Origin of the sequence: Gluconacetobacter sp. (genome assembly GCF_047721585.1) — a bacterium.
GTDB lineage: Bacteria > Pseudomonadota > Alphaproteobacteria > Acetobacterales > Acetobacteraceae > Gluconacetobacter > Gluconacetobacter dulcium.
Map to the genome: position 1 here is coordinate 12,510 of NZ_JBDNXE010000032.1, position 23,554 is coordinate 36,063.

Below are 23,554 nucleotides of genomic sequence, written 5' to 3' on the forward strand. Positions count from 1 at the left end.
ATCATGCTGCGGTGTTCACATCGGCACGGAAGGCGTCTGCCACGGCCGGATTACCGTCAGGCCCGTAGGCCCAAATCAGAATTGTGTGGACAGGCTTCCGAGCCAGCAGCTGGCATTGGAGAACAGTCTTTCCCCACGACGCGAACGGGTCGCCGAACTCGCCGCCGAAGACGTCATATTCGATATCGAACTGAGGAACGTAGACCTGCCAGGTGTGATCCCAGTCATCGCCACCAAACGGTTCGCCGAAAGCATCCCCGAAGAAGGCGGGGGAGAACTCTGTGATCGTAATCTCGTATCCCAGCGTCGCGGCATAGGCGACGAAGTCCGCCGGAGAACGCAGCATCGGCTGGGTCCAGCGCGCGTGCGCGATTGCCTGCCGCTGGGCCAATGGCAAATCGACTGTCGAGCCTACACAGCAGTCTGTGCCCAGGATGCGCTCGTAATCAGCCAGGAGATCGGTGGCCTGTCCGGGATCGATCTGCGGCAACAGCGCCTCGGCCGACAGCTCGATCTCGGTGAAGGCGTCGGCGACCGGCTGGAGCATCACCCACATATTGCCGGTCTGACGGCGCATGCTCTCCCACGCCCAGCCGGGTGGGAACAGACTGGCCAGCTCGGCCGCGATCTGACGCGCCGTCCTCATGCGGCGTAGGGACTCACGAAATCGACGTTGCCCAGCACCAGCAGCTGGAGACCTGCGACCGGCACATCATCCGTCGGCGCCAGCAGGCGATAACTGCGTTCGCCCGCAACCGAGGCAATCGCGCCGGCAATGTCAGACTTGTAGAAAGAACTGCCCAGCACAGCATTGGCCGCGAAGCTGACAGCCAGCGACGCCTGCACCAGAATGCGCAGTGTGTCTGAATCTGGATTGAGCGCGACCTGGACCGGTACCGGTACCAACTCCGACGCCAGCACCGTAACCTTGGCGGTCACGGGCCGCTTTGTCTGGATGTACGACGCAACGTCGGCGACTTCACCGTCCGTCGCTGCGCGCGGTCCGGGCATTGCGACGCCCACCACCACACCAGCCGAGCCCGGCCAGCCGGGCAACACGCCCGCATAAGCCGCGCCACCTGCCGCCGCCCAGCGCTTGTAATCCGCCTCGGTGCCCGCGCCCTCTGGATCGCGGATGGCGGCAACGATGCGGGCACGCCAATCCTCGATCGCCTCCAGGTCCAGGCCGCCGGAAAGACCATCGGTGCCGGACACGGTAACAGAGGTGACGCCGGCGATCGGCGACACCATGGTCAGCGCGGTGCCGGCGGCGATATTGCCGCTGCTGCCGGCCGTTTCCGCCGTGACCGCCACGGTGACTGTCGCGCCGGCGGCGATGTCGGCGGACGCGGTCACGCTCCAGCGGACCGATCCGTCCAGCGTCAGCTCTGTTCCCGCCGGGATACTGGCGGCCGTGGAGCAGGCAATATCCACGGTGCCGGTGGCGGACACCGCCTGCCGGCGCGGCACCTTCCACAGCGCGGCATGGCGCGGGAGCCAGTCGATGGCCGTATCCGGCATCAGCTCCCGAGCGATATACAGCTTGATGTAGAGATAGATCTCGTAGGCGGCTTCCGCCGTTACCGAGAGCGACACATTCTCGTAGCTGTTCGGGTTGGCCGCGTCCGGCGTGACGACGGTGCCATCCAGGGCCGTAAAGGTCTGCCCCAGTAGATTGGCGACCATCCGCGCCTTGATGTCGGCCGGCAGCGGGATCGTCACGCTCATGCGGTCGGCACCTGGACGGCCAGTGTCGTGCCTTCGGTCGTCACGGTCGCCTGCAACACGCCAGCAGCGATCCATGCGGCGGCGGTGTCGATCGTGATGCCGAAATAATCTGCGACGCTTTCGACCGCCTCAGCCGTGTAGTCCGCGCACATCACGCGGGTGACCTCGTTCTGCTTGGCGTCTTCCAGCAACCAGGTGCGTGCGCCGAGGCGCTGGCCATCTGGCATCAGCGGGTCGCACACCCAGCCGCGCTTTGCGAAAATGTCTGTACGGCCGCCAGGAATCCGGTCATCGGGATTGGCACGCCGGTCGGACCCGAGGGCGACCAGCAGCGACGTCGCGGCGGTTTGGTCGAGGTCGACGCGCCCACGCCCATTCCCGGCCGCGCCGACCACAAGGTCGACCATGCCGAGGGTCGGGGAATACCCCAGTCCGACGTTGGAAAATGTGGGCGCCATGCCCGGCATCATCCGGATCGGCGTGGCGGAGATTAAGGTGAGACGCTTCCCACCCCACCGGTCCTAGCTTGCGATGGGTGTCCCGGACTGGTCGGCGCCCCGCTGCACGCCGCGATGGAGATGCTGGGCCAGACTGACCCCGGCGGCTGTCACATCCTCCGATGCCTCGACCGTCGTGGTGGTGATCCCGGCCGTGGCGTTCAGCGGGACAGACAATGTCGCGCCGTCGGCCGTGATGTCCAGCACCGTCTTGCCGCCAATGCCGACCCGCAGTTCCGAGGTCGCCTGAATTTCGACCAGCTTGCCATTGTGAAAATGCAGGCGCTGGCCACAGGCATCATACGCGACGGTGTCGCCCTCGCCGAGATCGCCGAACCGCGCCACCGACGGATTATAGGGCGGCAGCGCCAGTGGGTCCGCCGCATCGCCCGCCACCTGGATTATGGGGGCGATGGCACCGTCCAGCGGCGCGTGTGAGGAAAACCCAAACGGCTGGTAGACCGGCACCCGGGACCGGTCATGGCCGTAATGGCTGCGCATGCTCACCTGCTGCTCGGCGCCAGTGTCGTCGATCGCCAGCACCACCGCGCGCACCAGGAGCGACCGCACGGCCATCGCCAGATCGTCGAGCATCTTCATCCGGCGGTGCCGTCGATCGCGCGCACATGGACCGCCTTGCGGCGCCCGTTATGGGTGTGGTCCATGTCACCGGTCAGGTCGTAGGCGTCCGGATCGACGACGCCGCAATCGGTGCGATAGCCCTCCTGGCTGGCCGTCCAGGCCACCGACGCGATCAGCATGTCCTGGTCGATATCGGCATAGCGATCAGTCACCGCGACCAGCTGGTTGGCCAGCCATCTTTTGCCGGTTGATGCCGTCAGCGACGGCACCAGATAGGTGCGCCGGTCGCCGGCCGCCCGCGTGGTGCGCATCCGCCAATCGGCCTGGTCCTGCAACGTCCAGGGCGTGGCGTCGGTGCGGGGTTTCGATGCCTTGCGGCGCGGCTTGCGCTTGGCGGCATGATAGGCGGCCGGCGCCGGCCCAGGATCGGCCGTCAGCCCACGCGCGGTGCTGTCCAGCGGCTGGTCGGTGGCCTGCTGGGTTGCGACCGACCCGCCGCTCTGCGTCGCCGCCAGCCAGACGCGCGGGCGATACCGGGTCATGACGGGATTCACCGCATGCCCGTACCGCACGATCGCCTGCGATTCCTGCGCGGTGTGGGTCGGCGCTGCCGGCGGCGCACCCGGTGTTGCGCTCAACGGCGCCGCCGTCGCGTCAAGCGTCGCTTTGGCGGGTCTCAGGAGGCTATTAAACTGGCCTTTGACCCAGATGTCCGAATACTCGCCGCGCGACGATTCCTCGACCTCGACCGCACGGGCGTTACCGGGCATCCGCAGCGGTTCGGGCGCGCGGCTGGTGCCGGCCTGGGTCAGGATCAGACCGCCGACACCGTTCGACGTCGCCAGCACGCCACGCTGCCGGCACAGCTTCTCGATCGTCGCCATGGCCGGCTCGCCTGGATCGATGGCGACGACGTTGAATGGTGCCCCGGTGTCGCAATCCTTGGTCACGCTGATGCCGAACGGCGCGCAGATCGCGGTCACGGCGTCTTCCAGCGATATCATGCGATATTCCGCCGGCCCCATCGGGTTGGCCGAGCAATCCACCAGATCCCCGGTCGGGTCTCGGCCGGCGATCGATGCGGTGATTCCGTTGTCATCCAGGTGGAGATGCAGATCCTCGACCCAGCCCTTCAGGACGGTATCGCCCGCGACATCGATGCTGACCGGCATGCGCTTGCGGATCGGCGCCCAATCCGTCCTGGCGGTTTGCAGCGCCGCGTCGGCGCGGGCCTCGTCGAGCAGGTCGACCCGGAACGAGCCCGAGATATAGGACAGATCGAACACGACCTGGCACACCGACCAGGTGCCCAGCACGCGGCCATTGACCCGCACGACCATCGGCCGGGTTGCGACGGCGACAGTGGTATCGCTCACGATGACGCCTCCAGCACCTCGACCGTGCCAGGACCGGCCAGAGCCGGATGGCGCAGGCCATTCCGCGCAACCAGATCGTCGAACGTGGCCTGGACGGCGGCCGGATCGTCTCCGGCGACGGCATAGGCGATGCGCCAGGCGCTGATCTGCGCCGGCAGCGTCAGTTCGACCACGGCCGGCAGGCGCCCGAGGCGGGACGAAATGTCCGCCACCACGGCCGCCCTGGCGGCACGCACCGCGTCCAGCATGGTCATCACCGAGGCTACGCCCGCGCCGGCACTGACCGCATAGGTGATATCGGCCGACAGAGCCGACAGGGCCGCCAGCATCTGGTCGCGCGATGCCAGGGCGTCCTGCTGGCTGACATAGGTCTGCGATGCCTGCGCCACGATCGCCTGGGCCATCGTCACCACGCGCGCCACAAGGCCGAGCGTCAGCGCGCCCGTCCAGGCCGTGTTCGCAGCCGCGATCGCCTGTGCGCCGGCACCGAGCTGCTGGGCACCGGTCAGCAGCAGGGCCAGCGCCGTGGGTGCCGCGATCGTCGTGCTGTCATCCGTCCCGTTGGCGACCTGCCCCGAGGGCGCGACGGCCGCGCCGCTCGATGTGCCGATGCCGTTGGCGATCGCCGCAGGCACGCCCGCCAGGGCGCCGGTCACCGCGTCGGCGAAACTGGTGTCGGTATTACTGGCGGGGGGCGCGACGCCGGCGGACAGTGTCGCCAGCGGCACCGCGACCGCCGACTGCACTGGCTGCGGTGCCGACCCGGTCAGCGCGTCCCAGACGCCAGACGCCTGACTGATGATGGAACTGACCGAACCCGCCAGCGCCAGAGGCAGCACCAGCGGCGCCAGCAGCGCGCGGGCCGTCAGAACGGCGCTGTCCACCATCGCGTCGGCCTTCTCCATCAGGTTCGACAACGTGTCGACGACGGACGACAGCCACCCGGATTTTCCGGGCGTCACCGGTTCGCGGATGAAGACCGCTTCGAACCGCGCCAGCCGGATCTCGTTCTCCGCGAAGCTGATCCGCCCCGGCTCCAGCAGCCGGCAACGGATCTCGCCCCACCACGGATGCACCAGCGTGGCAGGCCCGGCCGCCAGCAACGCCTTGCGCATCCGCTTGGCCCGGATCACGTAGTCGTCGCCGATGATCAGGCCGCGCACCCGGATCGGCCCTTCCAGCGCGCCCAGATCCTGCACCTTGTATTGGTCGCGACCAGGGAAAAAGAGCTGCAACAGCCGGCGCCCGACGATCTCCTCGGAATTCGGCATGTAGAATGTGACGCCGCGCCAAGCCGCCGTCGCCAGGATCGATCCCAGCGAAGAGGCCAGTAAGCCGCCCGTCAGACCAAGCTGACTGCCCAGCGTGCCGCTGCCGACGCTGCCGGTGCCCAGGGACAGAGATCCGCTCACGGGCGTCCCACCATGTGCCCACGGTCAGGGCCGGTCGTCACCCGCGCGCCATGGGCCGACACCGGCCGCACCGTCAGGCCCTGGTCGTGCGAGACATGCACATGCACCTGGGCACCACCGCCCCCAGCCGCGACCGCGCCGACAGGTGCCGCTGTCGGCGCGACCATCCGGCCCACCACCTGACCGACCCGGCTGCTGGCGAACCAGTCATCGACCGCGTGCAGCTCATGCATCACCGCCGCGAACGGTGCCTGGAAGGCCGTCATCAGCATGTGGCCCAGGGCCGTGCCGAACCGGCCGATCGCACCACCAATTCCGGAAATCCAGGACGACAGCCAGCCGCCGAACGAAATGAAACTGGCTTTGATCGATGTCCAATTCCGGTAGATCACATAGCCGGCGCCCGCCAGAACAAGTCCGACCCCGACCACGGCAGCGGCGATGCCGACCCCCATGGCAACAGCCGCAGCGGCGGTGGCACCAAAGATCGAACCGATTAAAAGGAACGCCGCGCCCACGGGCGCCGCAATGGCGCTGATGACGCCCAGGACGGTCGCCAAAGCGAGTAGACCACCAACCGTTCCGACAATCGCTGTCGTGACACCCGGCACATGCTTATCAAGCCATTCAAAACCGCGCTCGACGCCCTGCAATCCCTTGGTCATGACGTTCATGATCGGCACGAAGCCCGTCCCGATCCGCCGCTCCAATTGCGCCAACACATCCTCGAATGCCTGAAGGCGGATCAGGGTCGAATTGATCCCGGTATTGAAATCCTTCTGCACCATTGAAGGATCGGCCTGCGAAAGGCGCTTCTTGATGTCGAGATAGCCGGGTTCGCCCGTTACCGGATCGCGGGTGATGTGGGCCATGATCGCCGTGGCGAACGTCCGGTCCATGACATTGTGGAACAGCGTTGCCATGGCCGCATCGTCGTGGCCCCGGCGCGTTACTCGGTCCACCGCATCCAATGTTGCCTCGAATGGATCAAGACCTCTTGCCACAGCGTCCTTGCGGAGCTTCCGGATATCAACGCCCAGCTTGGCGAAGTTCATTGCGCCCGCATTCGTGAATGTCGCGTCGATGAACGCGCGCTCGTTATCGACGGCTCCATGAGGTGACCCAGCGCTCTTACGAGACACCGCTAAGGCAGCCAGAAGATGATCCACCCCAGTGCGGCCATGAACGCCGATCCCGGCTGCCGATACCGCCAGATCCGGGAATAGCGGTGCGAGCTGTCCGAAATCCAGATCGGCAATTTTCCCGACCAACGCCGCCGAAGCGAGCGCGCCCTGAATTGCATTGTCGCTGATGCCAAGATTGTGCTGAAGCGCGAAGGCCGTTTTCGCCGAAGCCTCGGGGTTCGCGTTATACGCCGTCGCGATATGTGCGACGACGGGCATCATCGTATTCAGTCGGGCGCCGGTATAGCCCTCCCGGCCGAAGAAACCGGCGGCATCGACCAGATCCAGACTGCGCTGACCGGTCGCACGCGCCAGCGCATTCATCTGGTCGCCGAAAGATGCCCGGAACGCATCGTTCTGCGCCCCGTGCATATCCAGGCCAATGCCAATATGCATCAGCGTATTGTCATACTCGGCGGCAGCGTGAATCGGAGCGATCAGGCCAAAGCCCGTCATCGCAGCCCCGAATCCACGCCCCACGCCCTCCTGGACGGAATCGCCGAAGCGCCCGACGGCACCGCGCACGCCAGACGCATAGGTGCCGATCGGACCATTACGCATCCACGCCATGCCACCGCGAATGCGGTCCATCGCCGACATGGCGCGCGTCACGGATGCTTCGGCCTGCGTGCCGACAGCGCCCAGACCTGAAGCCGCCTCACGCGCGGCGGCAGCGGTGCCGACCAGCGTCTCGTTCAGCCCCTCGGTGGCAGTTGCGGCGGCGCCGACGCCCTCGGCACCCATGCCCATCATCTCCAGCCCCTCGGTCGCGGCACGCGCGGTCGAGGCTGTCTGGCCCAGGGCGGCATTCAATTCCTCGGTCGCGCGTTCGGCCCGCGCGATCGGGGTGGTCATTTCCTCAAACGGGTTGAGGGTTCGGTTCAACCGCTGGATCTGTGCGTCGAACCGCTCCAGCGCGGCAGTCATCTTGTCGGTCGGGCCAGATAGCCCGTCCAACATTGCAAGATGAAATTCGGCGACCAGAGGACCAGACACAGGCGGTTCCTATCGTTTGGACTCGGCTTCTCGCCGTCGGCGCTCGGCCAGTTCCGATCCGGCCGAGGACCAGAAGCGCATGCGCCGCCCGGTCATGCGCATCAGTTCGGTTTCGCCGAACCCCAGCTCATGACCGATGGCGGCGAGAATTACTGGCCAGTCGTCAGGCCAGTTCCGGTAAAAACCATGACGACGGCCATGACCCGCGCGATGTCGCGGGCCGGCATCTTGCGCAACAGGCCCTCGCCGACCGGGCCGACATTGCCCATCGACCGACAGGCCAGGTCCCGCATCTGCGACGCACGCGGCAACGTGCCGGCCTCGAACAGGTCGGCGCCCAGCAGCTCACGAAAGATCAGGTGATCTGTCACCTTCTCCGTCTGTCCCGTCTGGTTCGCGAAGGTCTGCATGACGGGCCGCAGCAGCTTCAGATAGATCCGGCCATCGGCCAGCCAATGCGCACCAGGGGGCAGTTCCGAATCCTCATAGCCCGGCGGAGCCTCGGCCCGCGTGAACGGATCGGGCGAGCCCATATCGATCGTGCCCGAATCATGCGAGACGGAGAAAGGCGGCAGGTGTCCGTGTGTCATCCGATCAGTTCCTGATAGGTGGAGAAGTTCCAGGTGATGGGCATTTTGCCGCCGTCATCGGTCATGGTTGGCGCATCCAGAATGAATGCGTCGGGAATGGTCCAGGACTGGCCGGTGTCCGCCTGCACCTGCAATTCGCCTTCGGCACTGGGCGTGAACGTCGCCAGGGACTGACCACGCAGCAGCAATGGCGTCGCCTTCACCTCTCCAGGCTGGAATTCTTGGCTGCGGTGGGCCGAATAACCAGCCACCTGCGTGACGTTGCGGGCACCGGCCAGACGCAGCGAACTGCCCTTGATGACGTCATACTGCGTGCCCATCCACCAGATGCGCAGAATACCTACGGATTGCGCCATGGCTCAGGACTCCAGTTGCAGGACGTTGGCCAGCACGTTCAGCGCACCGATCACCTGGATCGGCAACTGGCTGTCGACGCGGTTCGGGTCGGTGCCGTTGATGTCGAACGTGGCCTGCGGCCCGAGCGTGTCGACGTTCTGAATCCAGCCTTGCAGCTCATAGAGCTTGCACTGGCCGACCCACGAATTGAGCAGGGTTTTCGGCGTCACCACACCCGGCTTGGTGGACAGCGGCGAATTGTCCGGCGCCAGTTTGGCACGGGGCCACGTCGTATTGGCGTAGCTGTTCCACTCATAGCGAACCCGGGTGCCCACCTTCGGGACGCGGATATCCTGCGGGTAGGTCAGGGCAATGCCGGACACCGGGTCGACCTGCTGGGTCGTGACCACGCGCTCGATCACGACCGTCTTGTCGTAATCGACCGTGAACGTCGACCACCCCTTGGCCAGCAGCACATTGCGCTGCGCGTCCTCGTACAGATCCGTATCGGCCGGCGCCAGACCTTCCAGCCCGGTCAGTGCCAGCGTGCGCAGCACACGGGCCGGGTCGGTGTTGGTCGAGTCCGCCGCGATCGCGCACAGCACGGCCGCCGCCACCCATGGCGACCAGCGGGGCGCCGAGGCGGCTAGTCCGGACAGATATTCGCTGTTGAGGTCGGCCGACAGCGCGATCGCCGCGCCATAGGTGCCGCGAAACCCGAAATAGAAATGGGCGTCGCGCTTCACCAGAGCGTTGTATCGGCGGGTCCCCTCGGTCGCCAGCGCCGCCAGATTGGGCGCATCGTTCAGGCAGGTGGCGATGTCGGTGTACCAGACGTTCGACACCAGATTCAGCGCCGGCGTCAGATCCGGCGACAAGGTGCCCCCGGTCATGCCGCCGGCACCCACCGTCAGGGTTACGCCCGGCACCTGGTCGGTGGCCAGAGTGCTGACCCGCACGTCGATGTCGTTCGCAAACGCGCCCTTTTCCTGCGACGTGATGGTGACGACGCCGGCCGCCGCCGTCGCCGTGCAACCCGTCTGCGCGGTCAGGGACGGCGTGAACACGGCCGCCAGCGCCGCCGCCATGTCGGCCACCGCCATGGTGGGAATGATGGTCAGCGGCACGCGCACGCCGGCGACCTCGATGGCGGCCGTGGCGCCATTGGTCGCGGTGCCGGCGAACGTCACCGTGGTGCTGGCGGCCGTGGCCTCAGCCGGCGCCGCGACCGCGATCGCGTCGAGCTGCATGAACGGCTTGGCCGCCAGATGCGCCGCCACCGCCAGGGCCAGCGCGCTGCCGGCGCCGAACAGATTGGCGGCCTGGGCGGCCGACAGGATCGGGTAGCGCGTCAGGGGCGCGCCGGTGCCGCCGCCCATCTGGCCGAGGACCAGAACGCGCACCGGCATGCCGGCCAGCGTGTTCGCGGCGCGGACATTCTGGATCTCGGTGACCGATCCGGGGACGTTCAGGCCCGACGGGATCTCGTTGAAGCTCACGGTGTCGCTCACTTCTTCACCTCCTGGGCGGGAGCAGCCTGGGCGACGGTCGCCGCCGCACTCCCGCTCGATGCGGGAGGCGGCACCAGATCGCGGTCACGCAACAGGCGTGCCCAGAACGGGTCTTTTTCATTCACGGCGAAGGTGCCGGCGGGCAGATCGCGACCGAGCGCGTCTTTCGGCGCCCGACCGGGCGCCACCACGACCTGGATGGTCATGTATCCTCTCCAAGCTCAATTGTGATGGTGGGCCGCACCAGGTTGTCGACCGTGAAGGTCTCGGACAGGCGCAGGAAGTCGGCCAGTTCCGCAATCAGGGTCGGGTCGTCGAAACCGACACCTTCCACCGTCACGTCCAGCGCCACGAAGGCAGTGCCTTCCGGCACCCACTCGGCTTCCGCGACGACGGACGCATTGCGGACGCGGGCGGTGCCGATATCGCCGGGCAGTGTCCAGCCATGCAGCGCCGCAATCGCCAGCGCCGACATTCCCCACACGCCAGGCAGCACGGTATCGCCGGCATACATGCCCCGCACCGTCGACTGGCGGGTCAGCAGATAGAGCGGAAACACCAGATCGCCCCGAAACTCGGCGCCGGTATTGCGCGCAGCCGTCCAGGACAGCCAGCCCAGTCCGACCATCGGCATGGTGCGGGTCAACTTGTCCCAGATCTGCCGCCCGGCACGGGGCGGGATCTCGACATGCGAATAGACACTTGGCGCGAACACCGACTGCAACCGCAACTGGATGGCGTCGAAGGCGGCGCCGATCGGGCCACCGGCCAGCAACTGGTCCGGAAAGGGCGGGGCGGAAAACGCGGCATCGATTACAGGCGTCCCTGGCAATATGGGGCCGGTCGCGTCGCGATCCGGCTGAAACTGTCGGACGTGTTCGCGGCGACCGCGCCGTCCAGTGTGGCGCGCCCAGCGGCGATCGCTTCCAGCCAACCCATGGCGACCTTGCGGTCGGACAGCATCTGGTCGGTCGGCACCGTGGCCCCGGTCGAGTTCAGATCCACGCGGGCGATCTTGCAGCAGGTCGCCACCAGGGTCGGCGTGGGGGGCGTGACCGGCGTCGCGTAGCGGCGGAGCAGATAGGTATCCATCAGGTCCGACGCATTGGTCAGCGCCCTGGCGACCTTGTCGGCATCGACCGTGGTGCGCGGCGTGCCTTCTTCCGTCGTCGCGGCGATCAGCTCGCGCTCACCATACATGGCGACGAGATCGGTCAGCGCCGCGTAGGCCATCAGCCGACCTCGATCAGGCAGAGCATCGGATCGGCGCGCATCAGCTTCAGCTGCTCTTTCGTGAAGTGATCGTCGGCATAAACGGCCTCGGCCGGATGGGCGACGCCCGCGCGGCGCTGGCCGGGCTGGCGGCTGACGACGATCAGCGATCCCGGCGCCACCTTCCGCACGCCAGCGGCGGACAGAATGGAAACGGTCGATTCTTCTTTGCCGGTTTCGGCCATGGTGGTCTCCACGTTCGGGGCGGGCGGGGTCTTGTTGGCCGGGCGCCTCGGGGCACCGGGCCTGCGCGGTGCGGCGGCCATCGATCCGGCCGTCAGGTCATCGACAGATACGGACAGGCCATCGGCGTCGCGGTGCCTTTCCATTCGTTGCCGCTGGTGGTCCAGGTGGTGCCGTCCGCATTCAGTGTGCTGATCAGGTCGTTCTTCATCAGGGCGTTCGCCTGACCTTCGAGCGACTTGGGCACCATCAGCAGATCGGGGGTGATGCCGTAGGGCGTGCCGTCCATCCGGCGCAGGGTCGCCATGGCCGCGCGGGCAGCCGCATACGATGTGCCGTTCAGCGGGCGCGTCGAGCGATAGGCCAGCTGCCACATGCCGAAGCCTACGGCACAGCGCCCATCGACACCCCAGATGAATTCCGACCGGTTGAAGACGTTGCCGTCGGAAAGGTTCGTCTTCGCGGTAATCACGAAATCCCGCCGCTTCTGGAAGATCATCGATTTCAGCGGCCGCGACCGGTCGAACAGATACCACGCGGGTCCGGCGACCTCGGTGCCGACCGGCGCGGCATTGTTGCTGTAGGAGACTTCCTTCCCGGACCCGTCATAGGTGACGTGGTCGGTGTCGAAGAAATTCTGCCCGTCGTAGCAGCGCGTGGTCGTGCCCTTCTCCAGCAACCCGAAGGTCAGCAGGTCGGGCAGCGCGCCGGCGTTGTAACCCAGCTGCTGGATCGCGATGTTGAAGATGCCGAACTGATCGTCCTCGAAATCCTCGCGCTTCAGCGAGATGGTTTCTTCGAACGTCTCGTTGGGGATCGTCCAGTTCGACATCGACAGCTGATGCACGACGCGATCGCCGGCCCATCGCCGCAGGCCGGGGATTTCATCCATCCGGGGATAGAAATTCTCGCGCGAGCTGGACGACACGACCATCGCGATCTCGGCGTAATGCGATGGCGCGACCTGGAGATAGCGGTTGAACGACAGATTGACGTTGGCGTTCAGAACCTGAAGGTTCGCGGGGGAAATGGCGGGCATGTCTGATCCCTCAGATCTGAACGTAAGGGGTGCCGTCGAGGTCGAACCCGGTCAGGGTCCCCACCTTGACGCGGGCGCTTCCGCCCTCGGGGGTCTGCGTCAGCGACACGGTCTCGTCGTCGACCGCGTAGACAGCTGCGTCCAGGGACGCCCAGGTAGGCGCCACGTCGAACGGCAGCGCCCAGGCCCCGCGTTCGCAATGCACCATGCCCGGCCCGTAGAAGCCGTCGGTCGAGGGCGCGTTGGCCAGATTGATCTGCTGATGCGCGGCGATGCCCAGGACGCCCACGATCGGCGACGGCGGCGCGGCAACGCCGGCCTGGACCAGCGTGCCGTCCTGGCAGACAGCGGCAATCGAGCCGCGATAGACGGCGCATCCGGCGGCGACGGGCGCCGCGAATTCGGCGAGCAGCGCGGTGCGCCGCCGCATGAGGGTGCGATCGGCGGTCAGCATCAGGTGACGGGCTCCTTGCGCATGGCGGAGCGAACGGCGCTGGGGTCGTTGCCCAGGGCGGCGGCCATGCTGTCGATGACGTCGGCCGGGGCCGCGTCGGGCTGGATGGTGTGCAGGTGCGGCGCGCCGGGCATGCGCGGCAGCCCCGCGATGATGTCCTCGGCGGCGGCCGGGTCGGCCATATGCAGCGACAGCAGCCGCGCCTGGAGCGGCTGGCTGATCACCGCGCCCTCCCGCGCCGCCTTGTCCAGGGCGGCCGTGGCATCGCGCCGCGACAGTTCGGTGCGCAGGCCGGTAACCTCGGTGCGCAGTGCCGCGACATCGGCCGACGCGCTGTGCGTCGAGGTTTCGACCCGCGCCGTCAGGCCGGTGACCAGGGCCTCGGCGCTGACCGATGCCTCCAGCCCCAGCGCCTGCGCGACCTGGCCGTGCAGGGAAAGAGAAGCGCGGGCGGCGGCCAACGCGCGCGTGACGTCATCGTCCGACGCCGTGGCCGCAAGGCCGAGCGCCGTCCGGAGTTGCTCTGGGGTCATCCCCGGCTCCTGACTGTGTAGCGATGTGAGATTGAGGTTCGGCGTGTTGGTCAGCGAGGCACGCGCCAGGCGCGTGACCCGTCCGTCCGGGTCGGCGGCAAAGGCCGGGGATACGCCGCGATAGGCGCGGTTCCGCCAGAGCTGGACACCGGGCGGCGTCCAGTCCATGCGGCCCCAGATCCCGTCGGGACGCTCCTGCATCTCGACGATATAGCCCACGGCCGGCGCCGGGCCGCCCGTGACCATGGCCCGGTCGGTGGAATGATTCTCGTCAACGGTCAGCTTGCCGCCACCCGACTGCATGCTGTTGGTGATCAGACTGGAAGCGTCCCCGACACGGTACGGCCCCCGTCCGTCGATCCCCTTGAAGGCACCGGTCGGCAGCAGGTGAATCCACGCGGGCGGATCACTGGCATCGCTGTCGGGCAGCATGGTATGGAAATGGAGCAGCGTCATCGGGACGCATCGTCGGACATCGACTACCGACGATTAAGGTGAGACGGTTCCCACCCCTCCGGCCCCGAAAATCACATGCCCGGAAATTTCGCCGCACAGCGGCGCGGGGCGCTCCGACAGTAAATCGGACAGGCGAGACGGGAAAGCCCGCGCTACCCCCTCTTAAACGCTCTTACGGCCCTCTTAAAAGCCAGACCGCACCCGCAGGTGTCATCCGCGCATGGATGCGGCCAGGAACAGCTCCAGCGCATCCACCACCGTCTCGTGGTCGCGCTCCGAAAATCCGAGGTAAGGACGCGCCGGCACTTCCACGCTGTCCAAGTGCCAGAGGCGCCCGCCCATGCTGAACGAAAGCTGTCGCGCATCCTTGGGCTGAATGATCGCACCGAACTGATGCACGGCGGCGTAGATCTTGTTCGATCCGATGACCAGGACATTCCCGCGCGCCTGGCCCGTGATGCTTCCAGCCAGGCCGGAGCGAAACCCGCCCATGCCGATCAGGATCGACGGTCCCTCCTTGGTCAGGGCGTAGACAGGATTCAACGGCGCGTAATCGGCCCATTTTCGGCCGTCCGGATCTTCTCCGGCCTCGAACCGCTGATGCACGTTCCGGACCAGGCCGAGCGACGCGGCCTCCAGCACGGGCTCCAGATTGCGCCCGATCGCCCCGATCCCCAGCAGGGCGGTGCGCATGCGGGTCGTGCTGCCGGTGATCGTCAGCATCGCCATGGTGGAAATTTCCCCCCGGAATGGCTATGTTGCATCTGCGTGCCGGAGAAACGGTGATATTCTCCCTGCCGTAGGACGTCCCTCGTGGACGGCTCGCATGGGGTTCTGCGGGAGGCCCCACCGGCACGCATCATTCCCCCGCATCCGTCAGATCGTCGATCACGCCGCGCAGGATCTCGGCTTTCGCCAGCGCCTGTTGCACGGCATGGGGCCGGGTCCGATGGAACGACACCAGATAATTCTCGCCGCCGTCGCGCGTGCGCTTGATGACGGCGCGATAAATCGCCTTCAGCTTCCGGAACAGCAGGATGTGCGTATCGCTCTGCCGCGCGACCACGTCCGGCCGGCCCAGCACCTCCGGCAACGCGCGATAATCCTCCTCGGTCAGATCGGGGTGATGGTGCTGCTGTTTCTCGACCGTCTCGCCGGATAGCCGCACCGACGCGGTGTCGCTGCCCAGGGCATGGCGGACATCCTCCGGCAGCGTGCCCGCCTCCACGGTGCCGACAGGCGCATCGAGCAGCGACGTGACGGCGCTCGCCTGCGCGTGCCGCTTCTGTGCGTCCGACAGCGGCGCCGGGTGTGAGACGCCCGGCCGGGAGGGCTCCGGATGCGCGGGCGCGGCAGGCCGATGCGGCCCCAGATCCTGCCCCGGCGGAAAGGACGATGCCGGCGCCGCCCGCGTGGCCTCATGCTGCGCCCAGGCTTTTCCAGGATTGTAGGCGAAGCCGGGATCAATCCCGGCCGGCACCTGGCTGACGACGCCCGTGCGCGGATTGCGCCAGTCGCGCATCTCGACTGCCGGACTGTCGGACACTGTCCAGCCGTTCCGTGTCAGGTCGCGCTCCGACACCACCTCGACCGTGCAATGGCAGCGCCAGCCATTGGGCGGGTAGTGGGTATCCCACCACGGGTCGTCGGCACGCAGGATCAGCCCGTCCCAGGCGACATGCTCCGGTCGCGGGTGCGGGCAGGTGTGGTGCCGGTACCGCCAGTAGGGATAGATGGCCAACGCCTCGGGCGTCACCATCTGCCGATACCGACCGGCCGAATAGGCGGTGCTCAGGTTGGTGGAATAGATGATCTCCGAACGCCAGCCCGGCGTGCCGTGATACTGCCAGCCATATTTGCCGACGATGCGGTCGAAATCCTTGCGGAACTCGGCCAGCGTCGTGCCCTGTTCGAGCGCCTTGTCCACCGCCGTGCGGAAATCCGCCAGCAGCGCGTCCTGGGCGGCGCCGGCGACCGTGAAGCCGCGCGCATGCGCTTCCTGCCAAAGCTCGTCCCAATGGGCGCTCTTGACGTTTTCCTTCTGCCGGAAATAGGCGATCGCCTTGCGGGGCGGCAGGCCGACTGCGCTGATTGTGCCGCCGTCAGGCATCGACCAGATCTGGTGCCGGTTCCGCGCCCAGTAACGCGATCAGGATGCGCCGGGCCAGATCCTCACGCACCGTCGCAAGGCAGGCTTCGCCGATGCGACCGACAGCGGTTGCGGATTCCCGTTCAGCCTCGGCCGCCTCACGGAACATCGTGACGATGGTGACAGCATCATCGAATGAACGGGCTTCAGCCATTGTTCGAACCTTTCCCGTCGCGCACCTGGTCCAGGATCTCGGACTCGCCCACCAGCTCGGCCACGATCATCGCCTGCGCCATCGCATCGGCGAACGCATCAGGCGACAGATGCAATCCTTCCAGACGCCGCTGGAGATCATCCATGTCGGTCGCGTGCATCATGGCGTCGCGCACGGTGTCCATCATGCCGTCCATCGCCGCCGACGCCTCCTGCGCGGTGCGCGCGGTCATCAGCTGGATGACGTTCGGGCCGGCCGACCGTGCATGCCGCTCCAGCACGCGGCCCAGCCGCGTATGCAGATGCACGGCGGAATCGTCTGCGGGCGGCGTCCGGATCGTCGCGCCGGCGGCTCGGCCCGGCACCTGCCGAGGCGGCCGGACGGTCGCTGGCAGATCATGCGGGGGCTGCACGGGTGGCGGAGGCGCAAGCACGCCCCCCACGATTTCATCGTCCGGCTGCGGCGGCTTCAGGTTCAGCCGCTCGCGCAGGTCATCGGCACGCACCTTGAAGCCCTGCGGACCGGCCCACTGGATCGCGTCGATGACATCCTTGGTCGGCGCTTCGTCCGGACGGCCGATGCTGATCACAGGATATCCGCCCGGCTGCTCGCCGAACGTAAAGGCAATCATGCGGGCGATCAGCTGCTCGTTGGCGGTATCCGCGACCAGCCCCGCATCGGAGCGTTCGATATCCTCCTGGACCAGCCGATGGGTCTGCGACGAGGCGTGCGCTCCCTGCTTGCTGTCCGTCGTGCCGGTCTGCCCGAGAACGGCCTTGCTGATCTGCTCGTCCAGATAACGCAGGCGCCGTTCATGCAGGTCGGCGCCACCGATCGACGATTTCGGCTCGGGGAACTCGATTGCCATGCCCTGGGGAATGATGGCGGCCATGCCGCCCGCGATATCGGTCACCGCGCGCCACAGCACCTCACGATCCTCGACGGACGAACCGGGGCCATAGCGGCCGACGCGCATGGGCAGCCCGTAATTCTGCACGAACACGGCCCAATCCCGCATCGTGAACATCTTGAACATGACTGCCCACGCTACCGCGCGCATCATGCCCGCCTCGATCGTCAGGCCCGACCAGCTCGGATGACGATGGATCAGGAATCGTTCGGGCGGAATGTTCGCCAGCCCGGCCACCGGCGGCGCGCCATCGATCGGCGACGTCGCGGGCGGTAGATCCTGCGAGCGCATCAGGATCGTCTCGCCATCCCGATAATCGACCTCGAACCATTTCTGGGGGCGAAAGAGCAGATTGCCGGGCCGGTTGTTCCCCGGCTCCAGAATCCATTCGATCTCCAGGACCGAATAGCCCTTCGAGATGGCGTCGAGCATGTCATAGAGCCGGCGTTTCAGCACCCCGGTCTTCAGCCACTCACGGATGAATGCGGCATGCTTTTCGTGTTCCGGGTCCGGGCTCGCCGCCTCGACCGTGATCGGCAACTGGGAAATGACGCGCTTGCGGGTGTTCAGCACCCCCAGCGTGTGCAGGTCGCGCCGCTCGATCTCGCTGGCCAGCATCATCCAGGCCCAGCTCGTGCCCTGGTCGGCATCGCGCATCAGCATGCCCAGCCGCGCGGGGTCCAACCCGGGCAGCAGCGCGGTCGGCGTCACCGCGGGCCGCATGCCCACCACGGTCGGGGTGGCGACGGGCGTGGTCAGCACGCTCGGCTCCAGGGGGTTGCCCCACTGATCGATCAATCCGGCCATCTCACGCGGCCTCCCGTTCCTGGAAATCCACGCCATGCCGGACGGACGCGATAATGTCGGCCACTGTCCGCCAGTCGAATTCGCCCTCGACGCACACGCCGAACCGGCGCTGGCAGTCCAGGACGATCTCCAGACGATCGATCTGCGCCAGCCCCATCGCGTCCAGTTCGGCCTCGACCGACACCGCCCGATGCGTGCATCCAACCTGGCGCGCGACGATCCGGCGCACCCGCTTGGCGATCCGGCTGCTCATCGCGCCACCGCGCATTGCCGCGACTGGTCGCGCAGGCCGACATAGCCGCGCAGCCAGCGATGCACTTCCGTCAGTTCGGGATGGGCATCCAATTCGGTCTTGAGAGCCTTCTGATCGGCCGCTGAATAGGTAATCAGAGTCGGGCAGACGGGTTTCAGGGCCGGAGAACGAGCGCACCCAGAGACCAGCGTGACCACGATCACGATTTTTCGGGGTGCGCGGCGCCTGACAGGCTCGTCGCGCGCGCTTTTCAGCCTAACGGGGAGCGGCCTGGGCGACGTGGGACGCACACCATGCCCATCCAACGGGATCGGCTCACGGTTGCGCCACCACTCTTTGATCTTGCGAAACATCACGCCGTGCCCGCCTCAAGACGCGCATCCAGCGCCGCATCGGTCGGAGCGGCGTTCAGAGCCGCGTTGGTCATGGCCACTGCTGTCGCCGTGGTGGCGTTAGCGTCAGCCAGATCCCGTGCCTCGCTCCGCGTCTTCTCCGCTTTGGCCGACAGCCGGGAAAACCAGACAGCCCCGCCAAGCAGACCGCCCAGCACCAGAACCGCCGCAATCGGTGCCGCGTAATTCATCAGTAAATGCTTCCCCGCAATCCCATGTTGTCCATCCGCACCCCGGCGCGCTCTGCCGCCAGTTCGTCCTCGATCGGCCAGCCGCCGCGCTCCGACGGCCGCCCTTCAATCGCGAAAGGCGATGGCGCGGGCGTGTATTCGTAGATTTCGGGATCGGCCCGACTGGCGGCATAGGCCATGGCGCCGGCGACGGCGGCGTCGCCGTGGCGTTTGCCATCGCGGCCGGCCGTACGGCCCTCGGGAATACGGATCACGCCGCGCACGATCTGCAACGACCGCAGATCGTCATGGACTTCCATATCGGCTGGGACAGTCAGCATTCCGTCTTCGAATGCGGCCTTGAATTGCGGCATATTGTCCCGATACCAGGCTTCAGACAGCATCACGGCCTCTACCCGCGCGCCGTATCGCTGCACGGTCACCTCGGCCAGCCACTGGCCATTGCCGCGCGCGTCCATCTTCACGCCACGCAGAAGGTGCAGACGGTCCAGGATGAACCACAGAATCTGCTTCTGCTGTTCGAACGGCACATTGCGCAACTCGACCAGGAAGGGCGTGCGACGCAGGAGACTCCGCTCGATCGCCAGAGGCCAGAACACCGACAGATCCCCGCTGCGCCCGAAATCACTGCCCAGGGCATGCTGGGTCTTCGGGTCCAGCGCCAACAGATGCGGCAGCAGCTCGACCTCGCAGAAGCGCCGGGCTTCCGCTTCCCTCACATTGTCGGGCAGCAGTGCGAAATCGGTCTTGCAACTCCAACGCAGGACGGGGACGGGCGTGCTGCGGGCCTCGATCAGGGCCAGCGGGATCGCGCTGCCAGTGGACGGCGACGGGATGCAGAACAATTCCTCGTCGGCCGCGTCACCGTAGAAATCGATGATTTCCTGCCGCCATGCCGTCTCGCGTTCCGCCGACCAGGTCGAGCCATCCTTGGCGCAGATCTTGTGATACAGCCCGTCACGCAGTGCGTCGTCGAAAGTGATGCGCAGAAGCCGGAAGGGCTTCCGGCCGGCCCGGATATCCTGCACCAGCACGTTGAACGGGTTGGTATCGCCATTATGGGTGCTGATGATCAGCACCTTTCCGCCCCACATCAGCAGTGCCAGCGCCGCCTTCAGCAGTTCCGCCAGATCGTCATGGAACGCCGCCTCGTCCAGGATCACCAGCCCCTGCATGCCGCGCAATGCACGCGGCACGGACGGCAGCGCCAGGACCTTGAAGCCAGACGCCAGATCCATGCGAAAGACCTTGATGTCTTTCTCCGGCTTGTCCGGATCGTGGAACAGGCTTTCCTGAACCTTGACGGCGACACCCTGAAGAATGGACGCATGCTCGGCGCAATAGTCGATGAACTCGCGCGCCATCTCCAGATTGTAGCCCATGTAGAACACGTCCATGCCGCCGGCTGACCGGTCCATGCCGGCGAACAGGTCAGCAATGAACGACGCCGCCCACGAAAGCCCGGTTCGACGAGATTTCTCGACCACCACCACCTTGTGGTTCCAGATCGCGTCCAGCGTGGCCGATTGGTATTGCAGGAAGACGCTGGACGGCACGAGTTCTGTCATGATTTCACCCCGAAGGCGCCTTCCATGAAGGCTTTGACAGTGTCGGCGGAAATGCCCTTCTGCTTGGCGACCTCCGCCACGGCGCTCTCGGCCTGCTGACGCAGGCGTTTCTCCATCCGCTCCTCAAGCTCGCGCTCGTAATCCAGATCGTTGCGCGCGCTTCGGCCAAGATGGTCCAGGGCCTTGGCAATGTCGTGGATCGCCTTCGGGTTTTCCCGCAGCTTATCCGCAAGGGCATCTTCGCTTCCCTCTTCGATCAGCCCAAAGATGTCGAAGATCGCCGTATGCATCAGCTCGATATTGAGGCGAGCAGTCCGCGAAGGCGGTTCAGATCCCCGTTCGCGGATCAGGGCTTCGGAAATCACCCGCGTCCGGCGCAGGCGCTCTCCGACCTTGGCCTGCGCCTTGACGTAGCGGCCGACCGCCGATCGGCTGATATGCACGACATCCAGTTCGCGCAATTTGGCGACGATCTCGTCGATCGTGTGCCCCTTGTCGCGCAGCCGGTTGATTTCCTCGCGGATCTCGGGCGGCAACTTGTCCACTGACGATGCCCTCCCCATGACTCAGAACATCGTCCGCCGGGCGACACCCGGCACGATCTGCAATCCCTCGGCCGCGCGCAGGCCGTCCTGTGTCAGATGCACCAGCCATAATTCCCGGCCTCCCGAACGCGGCAGGCGCTCGATGCCGACGCATCCTGCGCGCTCCAAATGTTCGAGGTCACCGCGCGCACGATCGAAATCGATATCGCGACCGGTCATCTGCACCGCGCGCAGGATCAGGTCTTCGCCCAGCTGATGATTGGCCATTTCCTTGAGCGACCGCAGGATGACCAGACGCCGGTCCTCAGTCACGACCGATGCTACGGACATGTGTCTTTTCCCTCGGGCATGTGCCCACGAATAATCAGTGTCAGAAGCTCACGGTTGACTTTGCCGTCGTGGCAGATCACCTCAAGCGTCCTGTCCAGGCCGTCAAACCGTTCACCAATACTGGTGACAGACGCTTCCAGTTTGGTGACGCGCTGATGAAGATCGCCATGCCGCTCCTGGAGCGCCTGCTGACGCACATACGTCAGCAGGATGCCCAGAATGACGACGACCCCGCCCAGGACCAGCACGGCAGGCATCAGGACCGGCGCTGCCGTCCCGGCCGGTATCATCGCCTCCACGGATCAGGCCGCCGGGGCGGCCGTGGTCGTGGCGACGGTCGTGGCCGGCGTCGAAGCCAGCACCGAGGCCGGAACGATGGAACCGGCCAGATCGAAGATTGCCGCCTTCACATGCGTGACGATCTGGTCCTCGGTCGGCACGTCCAGGCCGACCGTCTGCGCCAGCGTCCCGAATTCGGTGACGGCGGACTGGACGACCGGATTGGAGGTAAGGAACGTGTCGAACGAGGACCGCAGATGGTCGATACCGTTATCGACCGTGGTCACGGCGGCCTTGACCGCCGACTGGGCGATCGTGTTGTAGCCGGACAGCTTGCCAGCCACCGTTGCAACCGCGACGGTGTTTGCCGTGGCGAACAGGCCCGGCAGGAACGAAGACCATTTGATGGACATCAGGGATACCCCAGGGTGGCGCCGCGTCCTCGCCGATCAGGAACCCGACCATGCGCGCCCGCATGACCGAAACAGGTCATGGGGCGAGCGCGGCACCCGGCGCCTGCGCCAACGACAGCGCCAGCTGACGCCGCCATTCCAGGCGTGCCAGCCAGCCTTTTCCGTTCACGCGGAAATCGCGAAACGACCGATACTCAGCCTCCTGGCATACGGAGAGCTTGCCGATCAGCGCCGATGCCCAGGACGAGAATTCGTCCATAGCAATCGGCTTCAATCCCGCCAGCACACGCAAAGTTTGCGGGCCGATATCACCGTCAACGTCGTCTCCGGTCAGTCCGATCGCCGCCTGCAACAGGCGCGCGGAACGCTGCACTCCGGAGTTAAACCCGAAATCGAACACCATCGCGTCGATCCCCGCCGGCAGCTTCTGGCAGGAAAGGGGACGCCAGTAGAACGCCGCCGCGATCGTGCGATACAATTCCGGCGTGACGGCCTGCATGGTTGCGACCGTCACCGCCCGCACATCGCCGTGCAGCCACCGCACCATGGTCGGCGCCGAAATGCCGCGCATGCTGCCCACGAGCATGCCATGCCCCACGCAGCCGCCCGTCCAGTTCCCCGGATCATCACGCCGCCCCGAATACTTGCCCTCGCGGGCCTCGGTGCCGTCGGTGATTGTCGTGAAATTGCTCTGCATGTGCCGACCGTATGGGTCAGCAGCTGGGCCATTAAGGTGAGACGTTTCCCACCCCAGCCACCGGGATCAGAACAGAGGCAGCTGATCCGGGTCGGAATGGCGGCACCGCCGTGCGATGCGCGCCGCACGTTCGGAAACCGTCTGGGCGCGGGCCAGGATCTTCCTCGCCCCCGAATTGCTCACGCCCGCGCGCTGGGCGATCTCGTCATTCGTCAGCCCCATCAGCGCATATATCCGGATGCGCCAGTCCCGAGCGGACGGAACCTCGTATTTGTTGCCACCATATTGGTCCGACAGAGCCTCGGCAATGGCGTCCCCATACAGGGACGCCAGCCGCGAACCGGTGGCCGCCTTCGGCACAGACAGGATTCGCCCCGCCGCGCATTCGATGAATTGCAGCGCCGCGTCCTGACCGACGCGCTCCACAAGCCATGCGATATGTTGCGGGGGGCGGATCGCCATTCGTGAAAAGCTCCTATTTACCGTCGTATGTCAGCCGGTGACTCTTGGGAATCACCGACCGCTTGGCCTGGACCATCGCGATTTCCATATGCAGCACGAACGGTTCACCTCCGTTGGCGTCGACCGGTGAAAACGGACTGCGGAAATCGTCACGCTCGACCTGCTTGGCGCGTTGCGCAATCGCCATCAGCGCCGTCGCATCCGACATCGACATAGCATAGTCCCGATATCCGACAGTCACCACGGCCATTCTTT

At 66.1% G+C, this 23,554-nt stretch carries 32 protein-coding genes; all 32 read right to left on the reverse strand.

Annotated features, from left to right (window positions below; all coding sequences use genetic code 11):
- Window position 1 precedes the first annotated feature (1 nt).
- Window positions 2–646: a putative phage tail protein gene (locus ABF821_RS08140; RefSeq protein ID WP_415529661.1), complete on the reverse strand. Its 645-nt coding sequence runs from the start codon at window positions 644–646 to the stop codon at window positions 2–4.
- Window positions 643–1,728: a baseplate J/gp47 family protein gene (locus ABF821_RS08145; protein ID WP_415529662.1), complete on the reverse strand. Its 1,086-nt coding sequence runs from the start codon at window positions 1,726–1,728 to the stop codon at window positions 643–645. The genes ABF821_RS08140 and ABF821_RS08145 overlap by 4 nt, the downstream gene beginning before the upstream one ends.
- Entirely contained in the window at window positions 1,725–2,186 is a 462-nt protein-coding gene (locus ABF821_RS08150; protein ID WP_415529663.1) for a phage GP46 family protein, read from the reverse strand. Before ABF821_RS08150 ends, ABF821_RS08145 begins: the two co-directional genes overlap by 4 nt.
- A 63-nt stretch (window positions 2,187–2,249) precedes the next feature.
- Complete coding sequence (locus ABF821_RS08155) at window positions 2,250–2,825, reverse strand: phage baseplate assembly protein (protein ID WP_415529664.1); 576 nt, start codon at window positions 2,823–2,825, stop codon at window positions 2,250–2,252.
- On the reverse strand, window positions 2,822–4,183 hold the full coding sequence (locus tag ABF821_RS08160) for a phage baseplate assembly protein (RefSeq protein WP_415529665.1): 1,362 nt from the start codon (window positions 4,181–4,183) through the stop codon (window positions 2,822–2,824). Before ABF821_RS08160 ends, ABF821_RS08155 begins: the two co-directional genes overlap by 4 nt.
- Complete coding sequence (locus ABF821_RS08165; protein ID WP_415529666.1) at window positions 4,180–5,595, reverse strand: DNA circularization N-terminal domain-containing protein; 1,416 nt, start codon at window positions 5,593–5,595, stop codon at window positions 4,180–4,182. Before ABF821_RS08165 ends, ABF821_RS08160 begins: the two co-directional genes overlap by 4 nt.
- Window positions 5,592–7,775 carry a phage tail tape measure protein gene (locus ABF821_RS08170; protein ID WP_415529667.1) on the reverse strand — a complete coding sequence of 728 codons (2,184 nt, stop codon included), beginning with the start codon at window positions 7,773–7,775 and terminating at the stop codon, window positions 5,592–5,594. The genes ABF821_RS08165 and ABF821_RS08170 overlap by 4 nt, the downstream gene beginning before the upstream one ends.
- A 149-nt stretch (window positions 7,776–7,924) precedes the next feature.
- Window positions 7,925–8,365, reverse strand: a complete 441-nt coding sequence (locus tag ABF821_RS08175) for a hypothetical protein (protein WP_415529668.1) — start codon at window positions 8,363–8,365, stop codon at window positions 7,925–7,927.
- On the reverse strand, window positions 8,362–8,721 hold the full coding sequence (locus ABF821_RS08180; protein ID WP_415529669.1) for a phage tail tube protein: 360 nt from the start codon (window positions 8,719–8,721) through the stop codon (window positions 8,362–8,364). Before ABF821_RS08180 ends, ABF821_RS08175 begins: the two co-directional genes overlap by 4 nt.
- 3 nt (window positions 8,722–8,724) lie before the next feature.
- Complete coding sequence (locus tag ABF821_RS08185) at window positions 8,725–10,212, reverse strand: phage tail sheath subtilisin-like domain-containing protein (RefSeq protein ID WP_415529670.1); 1,488 nt, start codon at window positions 10,210–10,212, stop codon at window positions 8,725–8,727.
- Window positions 10,209–10,418 (reverse strand): hypothetical protein, encoded by a 210-nt coding sequence (locus ABF821_RS08190; RefSeq protein ID WP_415529671.1) that lies wholly within the window; start codon window positions 10,416–10,418, stop codon window positions 10,209–10,211. The genes ABF821_RS08185 and ABF821_RS08190 overlap by 4 nt, the downstream gene beginning before the upstream one ends.
- The gene (locus ABF821_RS08195) at window positions 10,415–11,044 is read right to left on the reverse strand and encodes a hypothetical protein (RefSeq protein WP_415529672.1); all 630 of its coding nucleotides are present in this window, start codon (window positions 11,042–11,044) and stop codon (window positions 10,415–10,417) included. The genes ABF821_RS08190 and ABF821_RS08195 overlap by 4 nt, the downstream gene beginning before the upstream one ends.
- Complete coding sequence (locus ABF821_RS08200) at window positions 11,026–11,445, reverse strand: phage protein Gp36 family protein (protein WP_415529673.1); 420 nt, start codon at window positions 11,443–11,445, stop codon at window positions 11,026–11,028. The genes ABF821_RS08195 and ABF821_RS08200 overlap by 19 nt, the downstream gene beginning before the upstream one ends.
- Window positions 11,445–11,669 carry an HI1506-related protein gene (locus ABF821_RS08205; protein WP_415529674.1) on the reverse strand — a complete coding sequence of 75 codons (225 nt, stop codon included), beginning with the start codon at window positions 11,667–11,669 and terminating at the stop codon, window positions 11,445–11,447. Before ABF821_RS08205 ends, ABF821_RS08200 begins: the two co-directional genes overlap by 1 nt.
- Before the next feature lie 92 nt (window positions 11,670–11,761).
- Window positions 11,762–12,706: a Mu-like prophage major head subunit gpT family protein gene (locus ABF821_RS08210; RefSeq protein WP_415529675.1), complete on the reverse strand. Its 945-nt coding sequence runs from the start codon at window positions 12,704–12,706 to the stop codon at window positions 11,762–11,764.
- Window positions 12,707–12,716: 10 nt separating this feature from the next.
- On the reverse strand, window positions 12,717–13,160 hold the full coding sequence (locus tag ABF821_RS08215; protein ID WP_415529676.1) for a hypothetical protein: 444 nt from the start codon (window positions 13,158–13,160) through the stop codon (window positions 12,717–12,719).
- Window positions 13,160–14,149: a phage protease gene (locus tag ABF821_RS08220; RefSeq protein ID WP_415529677.1), complete on the reverse strand. Its 990-nt coding sequence runs from the start codon at window positions 14,147–14,149 to the stop codon at window positions 13,160–13,162. The genes ABF821_RS08215 and ABF821_RS08220 overlap by 1 nt, the downstream gene beginning before the upstream one ends.
- A gap of 210 nt (window positions 14,150–14,359) precedes the next feature.
- Window positions 14,360–14,878 (reverse strand): phage virion morphogenesis protein, encoded by a 519-nt coding sequence (locus ABF821_RS08225; protein ID WP_415529678.1) that lies wholly within the window; start codon window positions 14,876–14,878, stop codon window positions 14,360–14,362.
- Window positions 14,879–15,008: 130 nt separating this feature from the next.
- Window positions 15,009–16,259: a phage minor head protein gene (locus ABF821_RS08230; protein ID WP_415529679.1), complete on the reverse strand. Its 1,251-nt coding sequence runs from the start codon at window positions 16,257–16,259 to the stop codon at window positions 15,009–15,011.
- Entirely contained in the window at window positions 16,252–16,452 is a 201-nt protein-coding gene (locus ABF821_RS08235; RefSeq protein WP_415529680.1) for a hypothetical protein, read from the reverse strand. The genes ABF821_RS08230 and ABF821_RS08235 overlap by 8 nt, the downstream gene beginning before the upstream one ends.
- A complete protein-coding gene (locus ABF821_RS08240) occupies window positions 16,445–18,169 on the reverse strand; it encodes a DUF935 domain-containing protein (RefSeq protein ID WP_415529681.1) in 1,725 nt (574 codons plus the stop codon). Before ABF821_RS08240 ends, ABF821_RS08235 begins: the two co-directional genes overlap by 8 nt.
- Window position 18,170: 1 nt before the next feature.
- Window positions 18,171–18,422 carry an acyl carrier protein gene (locus ABF821_RS08245; protein ID WP_415529682.1) on the reverse strand — a complete coding sequence of 84 codons (252 nt, stop codon included), beginning with the start codon at window positions 18,420–18,422 and terminating at the stop codon, window positions 18,171–18,173.
- Window positions 18,419–18,775 carry a hypothetical protein gene (locus tag ABF821_RS08250; RefSeq protein ID WP_415529683.1) on the reverse strand — a complete coding sequence of 119 codons (357 nt, stop codon included), beginning with the start codon at window positions 18,773–18,775 and terminating at the stop codon, window positions 18,419–18,421. Before ABF821_RS08250 ends, ABF821_RS08245 begins: the two co-directional genes overlap by 4 nt.
- A complete protein-coding gene (locus tag ABF821_RS08255; protein ID WP_415529684.1) occupies window positions 18,775–19,005 on the reverse strand; it encodes a hypothetical protein in 231 nt (76 codons plus the stop codon). Before ABF821_RS08255 ends, ABF821_RS08250 begins: the two co-directional genes overlap by 1 nt.
- Window positions 19,005–20,573, reverse strand: a complete 1,569-nt coding sequence (locus ABF821_RS08260; RefSeq protein ID WP_415529685.1) for a hypothetical protein — start codon at window positions 20,571–20,573, stop codon at window positions 19,005–19,007. Before ABF821_RS08260 ends, ABF821_RS08255 begins: the two co-directional genes overlap by 1 nt.
- On the reverse strand, window positions 20,570–21,118 hold the full coding sequence (locus ABF821_RS08265; protein ID WP_415529686.1) for a DUF3486 family protein: 549 nt from the start codon (window positions 21,116–21,118) through the stop codon (window positions 20,570–20,572). Before ABF821_RS08265 ends, ABF821_RS08260 begins: the two co-directional genes overlap by 4 nt.
- 21 nt (window positions 21,119–21,139) lie before the next feature.
- Window positions 21,140–21,448: a hypothetical protein gene (locus tag ABF821_RS08270; RefSeq protein ID WP_415529687.1), complete on the reverse strand. Its 309-nt coding sequence runs from the start codon at window positions 21,446–21,448 to the stop codon at window positions 21,140–21,142.
- Window positions 21,439–21,747 (reverse strand): hypothetical protein, encoded by a 309-nt coding sequence (locus ABF821_RS08275; RefSeq protein WP_415529688.1) that lies wholly within the window; start codon window positions 21,745–21,747, stop codon window positions 21,439–21,441. Before ABF821_RS08275 ends, ABF821_RS08270 begins: the two co-directional genes overlap by 10 nt.
- 3 nt (window positions 21,748–21,750) lie before the next feature.
- Window positions 21,751–22,140, reverse strand: a complete 390-nt coding sequence (locus ABF821_RS08280) for a hypothetical protein (protein ID WP_415529689.1) — start codon at window positions 22,138–22,140, stop codon at window positions 21,751–21,753.
- Between the two features lie 76 nt (window positions 22,141–22,216).
- The gene (locus ABF821_RS08285; protein ID WP_415529690.1) at window positions 22,217–22,837 is read right to left on the reverse strand and encodes a glycosyl hydrolase 108 family protein; all 621 of its coding nucleotides are present in this window, start codon (window positions 22,835–22,837) and stop codon (window positions 22,217–22,219) included.
- A 66-nt stretch (window positions 22,838–22,903) separates the two neighbouring features.
- Window positions 22,904–23,299, reverse strand: coding sequence for a hypothetical protein (locus tag ABF821_RS08290; RefSeq protein WP_415529691.1), 396 nt, complete (start codon window positions 23,297–23,299; stop codon window positions 22,904–22,906).
- A 13-nt stretch (window positions 23,300–23,312) separates the two neighbouring features.
- Window positions 23,313–23,554: hypothetical protein (locus ABF821_RS08295; RefSeq protein ID WP_415529692.1), on the reverse strand; the 242-nt coding region annotated here is incomplete at its 5' end.

Bases quoted from the DNA above. Each gene is read 5' to 3' on its own strand.
- ABF821_RS08145 (WP_415529662.1), bottom strand. From the start codon at position 1,728: ATGAGCGTGACGATCCCGCTGCCGGCCGACATCAAGGCGCGGATGGTC.
- ABF821_RS08205 (WP_415529674.1), bottom strand. From the start codon at position 11,669: ATGGCCGAAACCGGCAAAGAAGAATCGACCGTTTCCATTCTGTCCGCC.
- ABF821_RS08180 (WP_415529669.1), bottom strand. From the start codon at position 8,721: ATGGCGCAATCCGTAGGTATTCTGCGCATCTGGTGGATGGGCACGCAG.
- ABF821_RS08230 (WP_415529679.1), bottom strand. From the start codon at position 16,259: ATGCCTGACGGCGGCACAATCAGCGCAGTCGGCCTGCCGCCCCGCAAG.
- ABF821_RS08190 (WP_415529671.1), bottom strand. From the start codon at position 10,418: ATGACCATCCAGGTCGTGGTGGCGCCCGGTCGGGCGCCGAAAGACGCG.
- ABF821_RS08270 (WP_415529687.1), bottom strand. From the start codon at position 21,448: ATGTCCGTAGCATCGGTCGTGACTGAGGACCGGCGTCTGGTCATCCTG.
- ABF821_RS08280 (WP_415529689.1), bottom strand. From the start codon at position 22,140: ATGTCCATCAAATGGTCTTCGTTCCTGCCGGGCCTGTTCGCCACGGCA.
- ABF821_RS08245 (WP_415529682.1), bottom strand. From the start codon at position 18,422: ATGAGCAGCCGGATCGCCAAGCGGGTGCGCCGGATCGTCGCGCGCCAG.
- ABF821_RS08250 (WP_415529683.1), bottom strand. From the start codon at position 18,775: ATGTTTCGCAAGATCAAAGAGTGGTGGCGCAACCGTGAGCCGATCCCG.
- ABF821_RS08155 (WP_415529664.1), bottom strand. From the start codon at position 2,825: ATGAAGATGCTCGACGATCTGGCGATGGCCGTGCGGTCGCTCCTGGTG.
- ABF821_RS08285 (WP_415529690.1), bottom strand. From the start codon at position 22,837: ATGCAGAGCAATTTCACGACAATCACCGACGGCACCGAGGCCCGCGAG.
- ABF821_RS08235 (WP_415529680.1), bottom strand. From the start codon at position 16,452: ATGGCTGAAGCCCGTTCATTCGATGATGCTGTCACCATCGTCACGATG.
- ABF821_RS08240 (WP_415529681.1), bottom strand. From the start codon at position 18,169: ATGGCCGGATTGATCGATCAGTGGGGCAACCCCCTGGAGCCGAGCGTG.
- ABF821_RS08210 (WP_415529675.1), bottom strand. From the start codon at position 12,706: ATGCCCGCCATTTCCCCCGCGAACCTTCAGGTTCTGAACGCCAACGTC.
- ABF821_RS08225 (WP_415529678.1), bottom strand. From the start codon at position 14,878: ATGGCGATGCTGACGATCACCGGCAGCACGACCCGCATGCGCACCGCC.
- ABF821_RS08220 (WP_415529677.1), bottom strand. From the start codon at position 14,149: ATGACGCTGCTCCATTTCCATACCATGCTGCCCGACAGCGATGCCAGT.
- ABF821_RS08140 (WP_415529661.1), bottom strand. From the start codon at position 646: ATGAGGACGGCGCGTCAGATCGCGGCCGAGCTGGCCAGTCTGTTCCCA.
- ABF821_RS08150 (WP_415529663.1), bottom strand. From the start codon at position 2,186: ATGGCGCCCACATTTTCCAACGTCGGACTGGGGTATTCCCCGACCCTC.
- ABF821_RS08260 (WP_415529685.1), bottom strand. From the start codon at position 20,573: ATGACAGAACTCGTGCCGTCCAGCGTCTTCCTGCAATACCAATCGGCC.
- ABF821_RS08215 (WP_415529676.1), bottom strand. From the start codon at position 13,160: ATGCTGACCGCCGATCGCACCCTCATGCGGCGGCGCACCGCGCTGCTC.
- ABF821_RS08200 (WP_415529673.1), bottom strand. From the start codon at position 11,445: ATGGCCTACGCGGCGCTGACCGATCTCGTCGCCATGTATGGTGAGCGC.
- ABF821_RS08255 (WP_415529684.1), bottom strand. From the start codon at position 19,005: ATGAATTACGCGGCACCGATTGCGGCGGTTCTGGTGCTGGGCGGTCTG.
- ABF821_RS08290 (WP_415529691.1), bottom strand. From the start codon at position 23,299: ATGGCGATCCGCCCCCCGCAACATATCGCATGGCTTGTGGAGCGCGTC.
- ABF821_RS08175 (WP_415529668.1), bottom strand. From the start codon at position 8,365: ATGACACACGGACACCTGCCGCCTTTCTCCGTCTCGCATGATTCGGGC.